This window comes from Polynucleobacter sp. Adler-ghost, assembly GCF_018688495.1.
Classification (GTDB): domain Bacteria; phylum Pseudomonadota; class Gammaproteobacteria; order Burkholderiales; family Burkholderiaceae; genus Polynucleobacter.
This window is the reverse complement of sequence record NZ_CP061320.1, coordinates 2084671-2101026: the sequence shown is the minus strand read 5'-3', so window position 1 is coordinate 2101026 and position 16356 is coordinate 2084671. Positions and strand designations below refer to the sequence as shown.

The following is a 16356-nucleotide window of genomic DNA, read 5'->3' as shown; positions in this document are numbered from 1 at the left end:
AAATTAAGGGTTTATCAAAATATCACCAAATAAATAGAGAAAAATACCTATATATTCTTCTTCAGCGGTTGACCTTTTGCTGAGCAACAAGGAAAATACTGGGTTTTGCAGGATGAATCATGAAAAGAACATACCAACCCTCAGTAACACGTCGTAAACGTACCCACGGATTTCGTATTCGTATGAAAACCAAGAGTGGACGTGCGGTATTAAATGCCCGCCGTGCTAAAGGTCGCAAACGCCTCGCCGTTTAATTTAGCAGTTGAATAGCGCCAGGATTTCTGAGTTATTAAAAACACGCCCCAAGACAAGTTTGTGTTGGGGTTTGTATTTGGCATCTCCAAATCAGGGGGCAAAACCAGATTTAGGGATTGCGTTAGCTAAAAAACTGGCTAAACGTGCAGTAGATCGCAACCGATTAAAACGCATGATCCGTGAGTTGGTTAGGGGTGCTCAAACTACACACCTTAGCCGTGATGTTGTGGTGAAGCTAAAAAAACCAATTGGTCGCGAAACGCGCGGTAGACTCCGAGACAAAGAAAAAGAAGATCTGCGACTCCAAATTGCAGGACTAATTTAAAGTGTGCCTACTTAACAAACTGGCCATTAAGGTTGTAAGACTCTATCAAATAGCCTTGAGTCCTTTTGTCGGCATGCACTGTAAATTCATACCCTCATGCTCACAATATGCCTGCGACTGCTTTACTAATTATGGATTTTTAAAAAGCTTTAGGCTAACAGTGTGGCGCATATTGCGTTGCAATCCATGGTCACAAGGCGGACACGACCCCGCAGTAAAACCAACATCTCATCATTATTAAGTGAATCCAAATGGACTTTAAAAAAACAATTCTTTGGGCGGTCTTCTCCATGTCGGGCCTCTTGTTGTACAACAATTGGCAAGTTCATGAGGGTAAGCCTTCGATGTTTGGTGGTCCTATAGCAAGTGCACCAGCGCCTGCTGATAAACCTGCAACCACAAGCAAGGCCGATGTTCCAGCCCAACTGTCGAGCACAGCAGCCATAGCAACAACACCAACCATTAATAGTGACGCAATGGCGGGCGCGGAAAAGTTCACACTACAGAATGATGTTCTTGAGTTGAAAATTAGCGCAAGCGGCGCAAACGTCGTAGATGCAAAGTTACTCAAATCTTTTACACCAGAAAACAAATCTGTCGAGCTATTTCAGTACACACCTACACACAAGTACTTTGCGCGCTCCGGCTTGATTTCTTTAAATAGTGACCTTCCAAATCACACCAGCACATTTAAGCTAGTTCAGTCTGGAAAAGATGAATCAGGTCGTCCGTATATTGTTTTCGTCAGCGAACGTAATGGCGTTAAGCTAGAAAAAACCTTCATCCTTAACCCGGGAAGCTATGTTGTGGATGTTGGACATCGCATTACACAGGCCGGCAACAACCCCAACCCGCTTGTTCTATACACCGAGATTGTGCGTGATGCTTCTCAGGAACAAAAAATTGGCCCCTTTGATGGCGCCTTTTCAGCAACTACATTTACTGGGCCGGCAGCCTACACAGATAAAGAAAAGTTTAATAAACTCGAATTCACGGCAATTGATAAGAACAAAATCACTATCCCCACTCAGGTGGCCGCAGGCGAGCCAGCATGGATTGCAATGGTTCAGCACTATTTTGCAAGCGCATGGATTCCAAGCGATAAGGCGGTACGCGATATTTACGCCAATAAAATTGACAACAATCTGTACCGAATTGGTATGCAAACCCCTCTAGGGGTGATCCCCGCAGGCACTACGGTTGTAGAAAAAGCCAAACTATTTGTTGGCCCACAAGAAGAGCGAGTACTTGAAACAATCGCCCCAGGTTTTGAGTTGCTCAAAGACTATGGCTACCTAACCATTTTAGCGAAACCCATTTTTTGGCTCTTGGACAACATTCATTCGTATGTTGGTAACTGGGGCTGGTCAATTATTTTATTGACCATCTTAATTAAGTTAGTGTTCTTCCCCCTTTCGGCGGCAAGCTATAAATCTATGGCGCGCATGAAAGAGGTGCAGCCTCGTCTAGTCGCAATGAAAGAACAGTTCAAGGGCGAGCCACAAAAAATGAATCAGGCCATGATGGAGATGTATCGTAAAGAAAAGATCAATCCCTTAGGTGGTTGTTTGCCAGTGGTGATTCAGATCCCAGTATTTATTGCCTTGTATTGGGTGTTATTGTCATCCGTCGAGTTGCGTGGCGCCCCTTGGATTTTGTGGGTTCACGACCTTTCATTACCAGATACATCCATTAGTGATTTGATTGGCTTAAGTTCAATTCCAATTGGAATTTTGCCAATCATCATGGCAGCTTCTATGTTTGTACAAACCAAACTTAACCCAACACCACCAGACCCAATTCAGGCGAAGGTAATGATGTATATGCCCCTAGTATTCTCGGTTATGTTCTTCTTCTTCCCTGCGGGCTTGGTCTTGTATTGGGTGGTAAACAATCTACTGTCGATCGCTCAGCAATGGCAGATAAATCAGATGTTTGGAAAGAAGCTGGTCAAATAAATTTTTAGCAGCTAAAAAATAAATAAAGAGTGCACGCAATGATGACAAGAAAGCTGCCCATCATTGCGCTTGCCACTGCGCCGGGCAAAGCCGGCGTCGGCGTCATTCGTATTAGTGGGCCTCAGCTTTTGCCTATAGCCACTGCTTTATTTAATAAGACGCTTACACCGCGTCAAGCCAGCTTACTCACACTTCGAGATGCGCAAGGTGAGTCGATTGATCAACTTCTTGCTATTTATTTTGCAGCCCCAGCCTCTTTTACTGGTGAGGATGTTCTGGAGTTGCAATGTCATGGTGGACCACAACTCTTAGAGCTGGTCATGAAGCGATGTCTTGAACTAGGAAAAGATCAGGGCCTAGTAATTGCTGAGCCTGGCGAATTTTCTTTAAGAGCCTACCTGAACAACAAAATTGATTTAGCTCAAGCCGAGGCGATTGCAGATTTAATTGATGCTCAAAGTGCAGCGGCGGTACGTGGTGCAGCACGCTCTCTGCAAGGGGTTTTCTCAAATGACATCAACGGCCTAATTGAAGAGATCACCCAACTACGCATTTTGGTGGAGTCCACTCTAGATTTTCCCGAGGAAGAGATTGAGTTCTTAGAGAATGCCCAAGCTCGTGAACGCCTAAGTGCAGTAATGCAAAAGCTATATGCGCTAAGGGAAGGGGCTAAACAGGGCAAGATTTTGCGAGACGGCATCCAGCTAGTTTTAGCTGGTGCACCTAATGTTGGGAAAAGCTCTCTTCTAAATCGCTTGGCTGGCGAGGAGGTCGCTATTGTTACACCTATTGCCGGAACTACAAGAGATCGCGTTAAGGAGAGTATTACCGTCGGCGGCGTTCCTATGCACATCATTGATACCGCAGGCTTACGCGAGACCAGTGACCTAGTTGAGGCAAAGGGCATCGAAAGATCATGGGAGGCTATTGCGGCGGCGGATCTAGTTATTTTTCTACAAGATCCAGGTTCTTCAGAAACAACCACTACCTCTGAAATTGTGGAGCTAAAAGCCCAAATATTGAAAGCACTCTCCCCAAAGTGCCCCGTGCTGGAGGTGAACAACAAATCAGATTTATTGATAAGCCCTGCCCCTGAGCAAGGTGAAAAACAATCCATGTTCATTTCAGCCAAGACGGGCCAAGGTATCGAGGCCTTGAAGCAAAAAATCTTAGAGCTGGTTGGCTGGGGCGGCTCTCAAGAGGGTGTAATTGTGGCGCGCAGGCGGCACTTAGACTGCTTAGATAGGGCTGCCACCCACTTAGAGCAATCTCAACAATTTGCTGCTAATGGCAATATATCGCTGGAGTTATTTGCAGAAGAGCTCCGTTTGGCACAAGATCAGCTCGGACAAATTACTGGGAAACTGCTCCCAGACGATCTTTTGGGCAAGATATTTAGCCAATTTTGTATTGGTAAATAAAGGATTCGCTCTTGGTGGGCTTGCTCATAAAAAAGACACCCAAAATGTTAAAATAGTGCGATCAAAAATATTACATTTCATAGGATTCACATGACCATCAACACCAATGCACCTGAATACGTAAAAAACCATAAATTAATTCAATGGGTTGCCGATGTAGCTGCCTTAACCAAGCCAGACAAAATTCGCTGGTGTGATGGCTCCCAGGCTGAATATGATGAATTTTGTGAGCTGTTGGTAAGCGCGGGCGTGTTCAAGCGCCTTAATCCCGCTAAGCGCAAAAATGCTTTCTTAGCACTTTCAGATCCTGATGACGTAGCTCGCGTAGAAGACCGCACCTTTATCTGCTCTGCAAATAAAGAGGATGCAGGCCCAACCAATAACTGGGTGGAGCCAGGCGAAATGCGTGCCACCCTCCAGCCATTATTCGATGGTTGCATGCGCGGCAGAACAATGTATGTAGTGCCATTCTCTATGGGCCCAATTGGATCCCCAATTGCGCATATTGGTGTTGAGCTCTCCGATAGCCCATATGTTGCTATCAATATGCGCTTAATGACCCGTATGGGCAAGGCGGTCATCGATCAACTTGGCGCTACTGGCGAATTTGTTCCTTGTATTCATACTGTTGGTAAGCCATTGGCTGCTGGCGAGAAAGATGTCGCTTGGCCTAACAATAAAACCAAGTACATCGTGCACTATCCTGAAACTCGCGAAATTTGGTCTTTCGGATCTGGTTATGGTGGCAACGCTTTGTTGGGTAAAAAATGTTTCGCATTGCGTATCGCATCTAATATGGGTCGTGACCAAGGCTGGCTGGCTGAGCACATGTTGATCTTGGGTGTGACATCACCCGAGGGTAAGAAGTATCACATTGCTGCAGCATTCCCATCAGCCTGCGGAAAAACCAATTTCTCCATGATGATTCCTCCAAAGGGATTTGAGGGTTGGAAAGTTACCACTGTTGGTGACGATATTGCATGGATCAAGCCGCGCAAAGATTCCGTTACAGGCAAGACACGTTTGTTTGCGATCAACCCAGAGTCGGGTTACTTCGGCGTTGCTCCAGGAACAAATCGTCAAACCAATCCAAACTGTCTCGATTCATTAAACCAAGACGTGATCTTCACTAACGTCGGTTTAACTGATGATGGTGATGTTTGGTGGGAGGGTTTGACTGATACACCTCCAGCACACTTAATTGATTGGCAAGGAAAAGACTGGACCCCTGCTGATGGTGCAGCTGGCCGTAAAGCTGCACACCCAAATTCACGCTTTACTGTAGCCGCCACAAACAACCCTGCAGTTGATCCTAATTGGGATAACCCTGAAGGCGTAGCAATTGATGCGTTTTTGTTTGGCGGTCGTCGCTCAAACACAGTGCCATTAGTGAGCGAAGCGCGTGACTGGGTTGAGGGTGTTTATATGGCCGCCACAATGGGCTCTGAGACTACCGCGGCAATTACTGGCCAAGTAGGTGTTGTACGTCGTGATCCATTTGCCATGATTGCGTTTGCTGGTTACAACATGAGTGACTACTTCCAACATTGGTTGAATATCGGTAGCAAGCTTGCTGCAGAGGGCGCTGTATTGCCAAAGATCTATTGCGTAAATTGGTTCCGTAAAGATGAAAACGGTAAATTTGTCTGGCCTGGTTTTGGCGAGAACATGCGCGTACTTTCTTGGATCTTGGGCCGTGCTGAAGGCACAGCTAAAGGCAAAGAAACTGTATTTGGTATTTGCCCAGAGCATGCTGATATACATTGGAGCGGACTAGATTACTCGGCAGACAAGTTTGAAAAAGCCATTACTGTTGCAGTTGATGACTGGAAAAATGAGCTCAAACTTCATTCAGAGCTATTTGCGCATTTAGGTGAGCGTTTGCCCAAGGAGTTAATTGAGGCGCGTAGCAAAATCGAGAAGCGCTTAAACGCCTAGGCCACCCCTAGAAATTTAAGAAGTCTTTTTAACAACCTCATTATTTAATGACCTTACCCCAACACCATGACATTGTGGTGATTGGGGCAGGCATTGCAGGCGCATGTATTGCTAGTGAATTACTCGAGCGTGGCCAAGCAGTTTGCATTATTGATCGCGCCTCCCAACCTGCATCAGCATGTTCAAGTCACGCATACGCCATTGCCCATCCCCATGTTGGAAGAGGTGCCCCGCGCTTACTACGATTAACTCGCATTGCATTTTTGATGGCAGAGGCTCGCTGGAGCCATGCTTGGAATCAGCATGGCATTTTTCAGCCAAATAAGAGAGACAAAACTTTTAGTCGTGATGATGTCGACACTTATCTCAAATCACTCGAGCTCGATGAAGGCATGGCTAAAGCCCTTTATGCGGAAGAGGCATCGAAAATCTGCGGCATTAATCAAGATGGTATCTGGCTTCCTCGGGGCGCGTCACTTAACTTATCTGAGGTAACACGGGATGCACTAAAACCCCACCCAATGTTGACTTGTTGCTGGAATATCGCTGTAGCTCGGCTGGAAAAAATCGGTGTGGGTTGGCAGTTAATGAACGCTCAAGATAAGCCCATCATGACGGCTGGCAAAGTCATTATTGCAGCAGCACTAGAAACCAAAAGCTTAGTTGAAAGCATCGATGTGCGACTACCTTTAAGGCCGGTGCGCGGGCAGCTGAGCATCTTTTCTGTTGATATGACAAGTTCTTGGGCACCACGACTGCCGCGCACAGCTATCACGGGTGATGGCTATTGTTTGCCAGCCAAGCAACTTCCCGATGGAAATTATCAATGGATAGTGGGATCTAGTTTTGATGAGGGTGAATTGGATTCTCAAGATTGGAATTCAAGCGATGACTTTAATCGTGAGCAGGCAAAGGGGTTATTGAATTACCCAGAGGGCGATACTGAGCAACTTCAAAAGGCAGGAAGCTTTGTGGGCATTCGTTGTGTTGCGGGCGATCGCTTACCGATCATTGGCGCGCTGAGTCAACGCCCAGGGATATTTTTAGCAACAGCCCTGGGGTCTAGAGGCGCTCTTTGGTCGGCCTTAGCGGCTAAGCTGATTACAGCTCAAGTGCTCGCAGACGACTTCGCTTTGCTCACTCGCTTAGGCTTTGCTACAGACTTGGTGGCAGCACTTGCACCTGCCCGCTTCTTTGCCGGAGCTTTAGCTGCAGCCCCCGCTTTGGGCGCCTTAGCTTCAAACTCAAAACCAATTTTGCCATCCGGACCCAAGGCAAGATAAGCCTTAAAACCACGGCCAGTACGGTTAGATTTGAAGTTGGTTAGCAAATCAGTTTTGCCCTCGGTAAGCAGTTTTTGAACTTGCTCTGCAGAAATTTCTTGTTGCAAAACGACCTTACCGGTTTTGAAATCACATGACTTGTCTGGACCGGTGTTTCTTTCACATAAGTAGCGCATGCCATCTTCGTATACAGCACCAGAGCACTTTGGACATACGCCTAAGGCTTGCCGGCCAGTAAAGTCGATAGCTTCAGATTCATCCTCTTGAGTGTTGCCAAAATCAAACTCAAGCTTAAAGCCTGCGTTTGGATAATCAGTATCATCTTCAGGAATTTCACTTAACTTAATAATGGCTGCAAATGGCCTACCCATCTTGCTGCGGAATCCTTGCAGTGGCCCAATCGTTTTTTCACGCAGCAGCTCTTCTACCTCAGGATATTCAAATGCACGGCCACCCGGAGTTTTGCTAATCGTAAATCCACATTTCTCGCATGCAAAGCGGCGGTAGTTTTCTTTAACGGCACCCTTACAATGAGGGCACGGCGTAGACATAGTCGCATAGTCGCCCGGAATAGTATCGCTGTCATACTCCTTAGCGCGCTTGACAATGCGCTGCGTCATTTGTGCAATTTCTTGCATGAAGGTATCGCGATTCATCTCACCACGCTCAATCAGGGAAAGTTTGTTTTCCCAGCTACCTGTGAGATCGGGCCTTGTTAGCTCTTCAACATCTAAGCCACGCAAGAGTGTCATCAATTGGAATGCTTTGGCGGTAGGTATTAGCTCTCGTGCTTCGCGCACCATATATTTCTCTGCCAGCAGGCCTTCAATGATGGCAGCGCGAGTTGCGGGTGTGCCCAAACCTTTTTCGGCCATCGCTTCACGCATTTCATCATCATCCACCCACTTACCAGCACTTTCCATTGCCGATAACAAGGTTGCTTCGGTATAGCGCGCTGGCGGCTTAGTTTTTAGTGGGATCGCCGCAATAGATTCATTTTGGACGGTTTCACCTTCTTGTACTGCCACCAACTCGTCATCCGCTTGGTTCGATCTGCCGTATACCGTTAGCCAACCCGGCGTGACAAGTACGCGACCTTCAGTTTTAAAGTGATGTCCCGATGCCTCGGTGATGCGAGTAGTGACGCGGAATTCGGCTGCAGGATAAAACACCGCCAAGAAGCGACGGACAACCAAGTCATATAGCTTTTGCTCAGGCTCACTGAGGCTCTTTGGAGACTCTAGGGTTGGAATGATCGCAAAGTGATCAGATATTTTTGAGTTATCAAAAATGCGTTTGTTTGGCTTAATCCAACCATATCCTGCTTTGGCTTTTGGATCCTTGGGATCGCCTTGCAAGATTTGTTTGGCGAAGGCGCGATATTCTTGTGCGTTTTCAGCCAGGTTTTCCAGGGTCTGCTTGACGGTATCCAAATAATCTTCAGGCAGGGCCTTAGCATCGGTTCGTGGATAGGTCAGCACTTTATGGCGCTCATAAAGTGCTTGGGCTAAACCTAAAGTATTCTTAGCAGAGAAGCCAAAGCGTGCATTTGCCTCACGTTGTAGGCTAGTTAAATCAAATAATTGTGGTGCTAATTGAGTTGCTGGTTTGGCTTCTTCTTTGACGCTCGCTTTTTTATCGCGACACGCAGCCACAATACTTTGGGCAGCAGCTTCACTCCAGAGGCGATTCTCACGAGTATCAGGAGTTGCGGCATCTTTCTTAAACTTAGGATCAAACCAGCGTCCTTCATATACGCCGGCTGCAGCAATAAATTCTGCCTTCACCTCCCAATAATCTTTGGAGATAAATTTCCGAATGAGTTCTTCACGCTCAACCACGATTGATAGTGTTGGCGTCTGTACTCGACCAACTGTTGTTAGAAAAAATCCACCGCTCTTGCTGTTAAACGCGGTCATCGCCCGTGTGCCGTTGATACCAACAAGCCAATCCGCTTCAGAGCGGCAGCGTGCCGCATCTGCGAGAGGTTGCATATCGGTGTCGCTGCGCAGGGAGGCAAAGCCATCACGAATCGCTGCTGGCGTCATGGATTGCAACCACAGACGTTTGATAGCCTGCGGTGCTTTTGCATGCTGTGCAATTAAGCGGAAGATCAACTCACCTTCGCGTCCAGCATCACATGCATTAATGAGTTCATTAATGTCTTTACGCTTAATGAGTTTTTGCAAGACCTTCAGCCGCGATTCAGTTTTGGCGATCGGGCGTAAGTCAAAATAGGGCGGTACAACCGGAAGATTTGCAAACGACCATTTACCGCGTTTGACATCAAATTCTTCAGGTGCGGCAATTTCCAATAGATGGCCAACTGCAGAGGAGATGACAAAGTCATCGTTCTCGAAATAGTCTTCATATTTAGTGAAGCCACCCAAAGCTTTGGCAATGTCATTCGCAACGGAAGGTTTCTCCGCAATGATCAGGGCTTTAGGGTGATCAACCGCTGAAGTCTTAGGACTATTTTTTTTGGTAGATGCTTTAGTTGCCACGCGTTTTGCCTAAATTTGAGCTTGAAATGATGTTTTTAATGGGTGAAAACGGGTAACCAATTTAAACTAGATCCTGGTCAGACTATTTCCATGCCCCTTTTTTATTATTAACCGATAAATTAACAAAAGTCCAAAAACCTCATTTTTGGGGGTTTGGTAAGAGCCTATTAAAGCCCCTATTTTTTCTAAAATGGCGCTTTAAATGCCTTTAAATGAGGTTTCTGACCATTTTGGCAGCTCCTCGAGAATGTCTTGTGGAGATTGAACTAGCTTGGCGCCTTGCTGAAGTAGTTGATGGCAGCCCTTAGAGAGCCGGTTGTGAATTGACCCGGGAATCGCAAAAATCTCACGACCAAGCTCACAGCCCAGCCTGGCTGTAATAAGCGAGCCAGAGCGCTCCGCTGCTTCAATCACGAGTATTCCGAGAGATAAGGCCGCAATGATGCGGTTCCTACGTGGGAAGTGCCAAGCCTTTGGTCCCAGTCCTGGAGCTAGCTCAGACACCAAGAGCCCACTGTTGGCGATGGCTTGAGCTAAGTCTAGATGCTCTCGCGGATACACAATATCTAGCCCGCTTCCGCATACCGCAATGGTTCGATACCCCTGATTTGACCTAAGGGCACCTCGGTGAGCCGCTCCGTCAACACCCCGAGCCAGTCCAGAAATAATGAGATAGCCCTCCGCAGAGAGGGCTTGCGCAAAACTGTAAGCATTCCTGATTCCTTCTGGGCTAGCGGCACGTGAACCCACTATGGCAACCATGGGTAAATTTAACAGGTGAATATCCCCATACATATACAGTGAATTGGGCGGATCAGATAAATCCAAGAGGCGAGTTGGGTAGTGAGGGGTATTTCGGTGAATTTGGATGATGTCTGGATTTTTGGATGTGCGCATAAGGCAATTTTGAGCATAGGGCTGCAAAGCACTATCGGGACAGCTTGATTACTCTGTTGGATAATTCCGATATGGCTTTATTAACTGTCCTTTGTTATCCAGATCCACGCCTACATAAGGTTGCCAAACCCGTAGCGTTGGTAGATGCACGCATCAAAAAAATTGTGGCCGATATGGCTGAGACAATGTACGAGGCCCCCGGGGTTGGCTTAGCTGCAACCCAGGTGGACGTGCATGAGCGCATTGTGGTGATTGATGTATCTGATAATCAAGATCAATTAATGGTTTTCATTAATCCAGAATTAGTTTGGGCAAGCCCAGAAAAGAAATCTTGGCGCGAAGGTTGCCTCTCTGTGCCTGAATATTATGATGAGGTAGATCGCCCAGCAGTCATCCGAGTCAAGGCGCTCGATATCAACGGCAAAGAATTTGAAGTAGAGGCAGATGGCCTACTAGCAGTCTGTTTGCAGCACGAGATGGATCACTTGCAAGGTAAGGTGTTTGTTGAGTACCTCTCGATGTTGAAGCGCAATCGTATTTCCCTCAAAATGAAAAAGCGCGCAAAAGAATTAGTAGGCGAGCGCTAAGCGCCCAATGAAAATTGTTTTTGCTGGTACCCCAGAGTTTGCTGCACAAGCAATGCGTGCAATAGAAAATTCTGGCCATCAAATTGTGCTAGCACTAACTCAGCCAGATCGTCGTGCAGGTCGCGGCATGCATCTTCAGACGAGCCCTGTAAAAGTGTTTGCACTAGAGAAAAATATCCCGGTGTTGCAACCTGAAACGCTCAAGCAGAACCATCCAGACTTGCAGAAAAAAATGGCAGCGCAAGAGACCTTTCAATATTTATCTAACATTGATTTTGATGCAATGGTGGTCGTTGCTTACGGCTTAATTCTTCCCCAAGCCATTCTTGATCTTGCCTCTCAGAATGGGAGGCATGGTTGTTTTAATATTCATGCTTCTTTGCTGCCAAGGTGGCGCGGCGCGGCGCCGATACAGCGCGCGATAGAAAGTGGTGACGCTAACACTGGTGTGACCATCATGCAGATGGACGCTGGACTCGATACTGGCGATACTGTTTTAGTGGGCGATCTAAAAATTACACCTCAAGAAACTAGCGTATCACTGCATGACCGTTTAGCAGTCTTGGGCGCTGAGTTGATGGTCAAGATTCTCAATGATTTAAATGAAGGCATCGCCATCACAAGAACTCCACAAGCTATGGGGGGAGTTACTTATGCAGAAAAAATATTAAAGAGTGAAGCAGAGCTTGATTGGAAATTAAGTGCTGTAGAGATCGATCGACGTATTCGAGCATTTAATCCATTTCCTGGATCTACCAGTAGTTTGGATGGCGAGCAAATGAAGTTTTGGAACTCTTGTTTACCTAATAAGGTACAAATATTCCAAGGCGCTATTCCGGGACAGGTCTTAGATTTTAGTGAGCATAGCGTGTACGTTCAGTGTGGAGATGGTGTGATTGAAATCTTGGAAATGCAAAAGCCTGGTGGAAAAAAGATTTCTGCTAGCGCTTGTTTACAGAGCTACCGCACGCAGGAAAAAATAATGCAGTTCAAGAAAGATTAATTTGACCGATCAAAAAACACCGCGCAGTCTTCCGCTATCAGAGGCAATCACTATTTCTGCGCAAGCAATTGGTGAAGTAATGGTAGGTCGATCGCTCACCGAAGTGTTAGATCAGCTAGAGTCTCATGAGCGACCTATTGTCCAAAGCCTCACGTTTGATGCCTTACGTAAGTGGGTGAGATCACATGAATTCATTCAACAATTTATCCCAAAGGCACCTCCACCAGAGGTAGAGCACTTATTAAGTGTTGCGATTGCTTTGTTTTTACAGGGCGGATCTGATGGCAGGGGTTATGCAGCGCATACAATCGTTGATCAAGCTGTAAAAGCTTGCAGCGCATATGAGCCCACGATGTATGCAAAGGGTCTAGTGAATGCAGTGCTTCGCAAGATTAGCCTTGCGGTACAGGCTGAAAATGAAAAGCCTTATGCGCCAGATCCTATTCCCATGTTTTTCCCACCCTGGTGGCGAGCTAGCCTGAAGCGAAACTATTCAAAGACTTGGCAAGCCATGCTGATTCAGCAGGCCCAACGAGCCCCCTTGATTTTGCGGGTAAATATTAAACAGCATACGCGCAAGGAATATCAAGAGTTATTGCATCAAGCTGGTATCGCAGCCGAACCAATTGATAGTGTTGCTGGGGTCGCATTGGATTCCGCTTTGTTATTACAGGAGGCGGTGCCAGTTTCAGACTTACCAGGCTTTTATAGTGGCGCAGTTTCTGTTCAAGACGCAGGGGCACAAATTGCGGCTGTATTGTTAGATCCAAAACCAGGTGAGCGCATATTGGATGCCTGTGCTGCACCGGGCGGGAAGACCGCTCACTTACTGGAGTTGGCGCAGTGCGATATGACAGCCTTGGAGTTAGATGGTGAGCGTCTTAGAAAAATTGGCGGCAATTTAGACCGTTTGCGTCTGCAGTCTGATCTCGTTCGCGTGGTACGCGGTGATGCCTCAAAGGCAGCATGGTGGGATGGCAAGCTGTTTGACAAAATTCTTTTGGATGCACCTTGCTCAGCATCGGGTATTGTTGCAAGGCACCCTGACATTCCTTTTTTGCGACGTGAGGCTGATATTAAGGCTTTGCAATTTAGGCAGCGCGCCATTTTGGAGCAAGCCTGGAAGATGCTCAAGATTGGCGGCACACTTTTGTACGTAACCTGCTCGGTATTTCCAGAGGAGGGCGAGGAGCAGGCGACGTGGTTTGCTGCGGAGCATGCTGATGCATTACGATTAAGCGCACCAGGGCAAATTTTGCCTGCTGAGCTAAATGACGGTTTTTACTATGCTTTGTTTAAGAAAAATGGGCCATGAGCCAAGGCATTAAACAATTCACCCTTTGTGTTTTGATAGCCCTGAGTCTATTTTCAGTGGCGGTGCGTGCAGAGGGAATCAAGCTCAAAACTGCCGATCTGGAGCGTGTGGATAACGATTGGCTGCTGAATGCCACGTTTAAGATTGAGTTAACACCGGGCTTAGAGGACGCTGTTCAAAAAGGCATTGTTTTATATTTTCAAACTGAGTTTGACTTAACACGTTCGCGTTGGTACTGGTTTGATGAAAAGCCTGCGCTTGCTCAACGATCAACCCGTCTTTCTTATCAACCAATGACTCAGCAATACCGCATTGCTTCTGAAGGCTTTACCTTTTCTGCCAACACCATGTTTGAGGCTTTACAGGCTGTTGGAAGTATTGGGGGTTGGAGGGTAATTGATGGCGGCCAGATTGATTCGAGCAAGTCTTACACTGCAGCGTTAAGAATGAGCCTAGATTTAGGTAAGTTGCCCAAGCCATTTCAGATAAATGCGCTCAACAATCGCGACTGGAATGTCACAAGTGACTGGGTGCGCTTCCCGTTTTCACACAATGGCCCTAACTTAATTAAACGATGAAGATATCTTTAGACTTCATTGGGTCAAATGCGTTTGAAAAAGACGCCTGGAAAAGGCGTGCATTGCCCACGGCAATGGCATTGATTGGCACCTTTGCACTTTTATTGTTGGCACTCTTATCAATTGCAACATCTAATACCGAGTTCTTTGATAACTACTTCATTTGGCTTTATGCAGCCAATGTGGTGATTGGAATTTGTCTAACCTTAGTCATTTTGACCTTGGTGACTGTGATTGCGATTCGTTGGCGTAAAGGGCGTTTTGGGACGCGGCTAGTGGCAAAGTTGGCCATGATTTTTGCTTTAGTTGGAGTTGTCCCAGGATTAATTTTGTATGGAGTTTCTCTACAGTTCGTATCTCGGAGCATTGAAACCTGGTTCGATGTTCAGGTGGAGTCCGCACTAGATGCGGGTCTTGAATTAGGGCGCGTTACCTTGCGAGTTGCTCAAGAAGAAATTCTGGCTGAGGGTAATTATATTGCCGAGCAAATAGTCGCAGTTCCTTCGGGCACAAGTTCAGAGCAGGTTGCCGCCATAGTGATGAAAGCACGCAACCAATTTGGCATTCAAGAGGTTAGTTTGTTTAATATTGGGCGTAACCTGATATTGACAAGCGAGGCACGACCCAAGAAATATTTTCCTGCACCCAGCCCAGACGTGATTGCAGACGCTTTTAGAAAGAAAGGCGCCACCTTTATAGATCAAATTGAAGCGGATGGTGGTCAACGAGGTTATCGAGTAAGAGCTATTGTGCCGATTGTTCGTAAAAAGCAGGCTCCCGGAAAAGATGTAGAAGATAAATATTTTTTACAGTTAGTGCGATTCATTCCTGGGCCATTGGCTAAGAATATTGTTGCGGTTGAGTCTGCCTATGGTGACTATCAAGAGAGGTCATTAGGCCGAACTGGTTTGCGAAAAATGTTTGTGGGTACGCTGACCTTAACTTTGTTCTTTGCCTTATTTGTTGCAGTTACTTTGGCCTTAATTCTGGGTCGTCAGTTGGCTCGACCCCTACTGATGCTTTTAAAAGGAACGCAGGCTGTTGCCCAAGGCGATTTATCACCCAAGCCCGAGTTAGATACAGGCGATGAGCTAGGGATGTTGACGCGTCAATTTAATGTGATGACCCGCCAGCTTGCCGACACCAGAACTTCCCTACAAGAATCCAAATCATTTTTGGAAACGGTATTGGGTAATTTAACTGCCGGGGTTTGTATCTTCGATAAAAACTTTAATATGGTTTCTAGCAATGCCGGCGCTGATCGTATCTTTGGGCAAGATTTAACGCAAATGGATGGGCGCCCTTTAAGTGATAGCCCCAGTCTTGTCGAGTTTGATCAAGCCATCAAAGAGGGTTTTGCCACCATGAAGCTGGCTGTTGGCGTAGAGGGTAGTCAAACAGCAAAAGATAAAAATACATCAGCGCCAGTGTGGCAAAAACAGATTCAGCTGCATAGTACAAACGAGTTTGAAAATGAGCCTGGCGTTACTTTATTTATACGTGGAACTGAATTAACAGCAGATTTGCGTATGGTGGTGTTTGATGACATCACTGACGTAGTGAGTGCGCAGCGCTCAATTGCTTGGAGCGAGGTGGCTAGACGTCTGGCCCACGAGATTAAGAACCCACTCACCCCTATACAGCTCTCAGCAGAGAGGTTGCAGCATAAGTTGGCTGGCAAGTTGAGCCCTGAGCAGGAAGAGATGATGAATCGCAGTACGGAAACCATCATTGGACAGGTGCAGGCCATGAAGCAAATGGTGAATGACTTCAGAGACTTTGCTAAGACGCCAAGTCCGCAACTGAAGCCTGTTTCGATCAATACTTTGACGCAAGAGATTCTGGGCTTGTATGAAGGAAGTCCCATAAAGACTCGGCTTGATCCGCGCTCACCAAATATTATGGGTGACCCCACACAACTCAGGCAGATTATTCATAATCTTTTACAAAATGCGCAAGATGCTACTCTTGAGGGTATTCATCAATCTGAGCCGGTTGAAGTAAAAACAGAATTAGTGCCTTATGGTGAACTGAATGGTGTGCCACAAAATGCGGTGCGTTTAACAATAAGTGATAGCGGTTCAGGTTTTCCAGCTAAGATATTGGCAAGAGCCTTTGAGCCCTATGTAACAACGAAGAGTAAGGGTACTGGATTGGGCTTGGCGGTGGTGAAGAAAATCGTAGATGATCACGGTGCCAAGATCGAAATCCGGAATCGCATGCAGGCGGATGAGGTGATCGGTGCGCAAGTATCAATTTTGTTTATGAATCTGGCAAAAGAGGCAGCATAAG

The 16356-nt window shown here is 46.5% G+C and carries 13 protein-coding genes and 1 pseudogene; 12 read left to right on the top strand and 2 right to left on the bottom strand.

All coding sequences use genetic code 11. The features are described 5' to 3' along the window. The first annotated feature begins 119 nt into the window (after positions 1-119). From rpmH to mnmC, 7 genes and pseudogenes are all read left to right on the top strand, one after another. Entirely contained in the window at positions 120-254 is a 135-nt protein-coding gene (gene rpmH / locus ICV89_RS10890; protein ID WP_011903922.1) for a 50S ribosomal protein L34, read from the top strand. A 77-nt stretch (positions 255-331) separates the two neighbouring features. Next, positions 332-580 carry a ribonuclease P protein component gene (locus ICV89_RS10885; RefSeq protein ID WP_251370850.1) on the top strand — a complete coding sequence of 83 codons (249 nt, stop codon included), beginning with the start codon at positions 332-334 and terminating at the stop codon, positions 578-580. A 1-nt stretch (position 581) separates the two neighbouring features. Next, positions 582-821: a membrane protein insertion efficiency factor YidD gene (yidD, locus tag ICV89_RS10880; protein ID WP_215308653.1), complete on the top strand. Its 240-nt coding sequence runs from the start codon at positions 582-584 to the stop codon at positions 819-821. A gap of 10 nt (positions 822-831) precedes the next feature. After that, on the top strand, positions 832-2538 hold the full coding sequence (gene yidC, locus ICV89_RS10875) for a membrane protein insertase YidC (RefSeq protein WP_215308652.1): 1707 nt from the start codon (positions 832-834) through the stop codon (positions 2536-2538). A gap of 41 nt (positions 2539-2579) precedes the next feature. Further along, entirely contained in the window at positions 2580-3959 is a 1380-nt protein-coding gene (mnmE, locus tag ICV89_RS10870; protein WP_215310410.1) for a tRNA uridine-5-carboxymethylaminomethyl(34) synthesis GTPase MnmE, read from the top strand. A gap of 90 nt (positions 3960-4049) precedes the next feature. After that, the gene (locus ICV89_RS10865; RefSeq protein WP_215308651.1) at positions 4050-5897 is read left to right on the top strand and encodes a phosphoenolpyruvate carboxykinase (GTP); all 1848 of its coding nucleotides are present in this window, start codon (positions 4050-4052) and stop codon (positions 5895-5897) included. 47 nt (positions 5898-5944) lie between these two features. After that, positions 5945-6946 (top strand): annotated as a pseudogene (gene mnmC / locus ICV89_RS10960) (FAD-dependent 5-carboxymethylaminomethyl-2-thiouridine(34) oxidoreductase MnmC); the annotation flags it as partial. Positions 6947-7005: 59 nt separating this feature from the next. Here mnmC and ICV89_RS10860 read toward each other — a convergent pair. Together ICV89_RS10860 and dprA are read right to left on the bottom strand one after the other, a co-directional pair. Continuing rightward, complete coding sequence (locus ICV89_RS10860) at positions 7006-9684, bottom strand: DNA topoisomerase III (protein ID WP_215308650.1); 2679 nt, start codon at positions 9682-9684, stop codon at positions 7006-7008. Positions 9685-9882: 198 nt separating this feature from the next. Beyond that, on the bottom strand, positions 9883-10581 hold the full coding sequence (gene dprA / locus ICV89_RS10855) for a DNA-processing protein DprA (protein ID WP_215308649.1): 699 nt from the start codon (positions 10579-10581) through the stop codon (positions 9883-9885). 71 nt (positions 10582-10652) lie between these two features. On the opposite strand from dprA, the gene def reads away from it, so the two are divergent. The 5 genes from def to ICV89_RS10830 are packed head-to-tail and all read left to right on the top strand — an operon-like array spanning position 10653 to position 16355. After that, entirely contained in the window at positions 10653-11168 is a 516-nt protein-coding gene (gene def / locus ICV89_RS10850; RefSeq protein WP_215308648.1) for a peptide deformylase, read from the top strand. A 7-nt stretch (positions 11169-11175) separates the two neighbouring features. Further along, the gene (gene fmt, locus ICV89_RS10845) at positions 11176-12171 is read left to right on the top strand and encodes a methionyl-tRNA formyltransferase (RefSeq protein ID WP_215308647.1); all 996 of its coding nucleotides are present in this window, start codon (positions 11176-11178) and stop codon (positions 12169-12171) included. A gap of 1 nt (position 12172) precedes the next feature. Beyond that, positions 12173-13486, top strand: a complete 1314-nt coding sequence (gene rsmB / locus ICV89_RS10840) for a 16S rRNA (cytosine(967)-C(5))-methyltransferase RsmB (RefSeq protein ID WP_215308646.1) — start codon at positions 12173-12175, stop codon at positions 13484-13486. Beyond that, positions 13483-14064, top strand: coding sequence for a DUF4390 domain-containing protein (locus ICV89_RS10835; protein ID WP_215308645.1), 582 nt, complete (start codon positions 13483-13485; stop codon positions 14062-14064). Before rsmB ends, ICV89_RS10835 begins: the two co-directional genes overlap by 4 nt. Continuing rightward, on the top strand, positions 14061-16355 hold the full coding sequence (locus ICV89_RS10830; RefSeq protein ID WP_215308644.1) for an ATP-binding protein: 2295 nt from the start codon (positions 14061-14063) through the stop codon (positions 16353-16355). The genes ICV89_RS10835 and ICV89_RS10830 overlap by 4 nt, the downstream gene beginning before the upstream one ends. Position 16356: the final 1 nt, after the last annotated feature.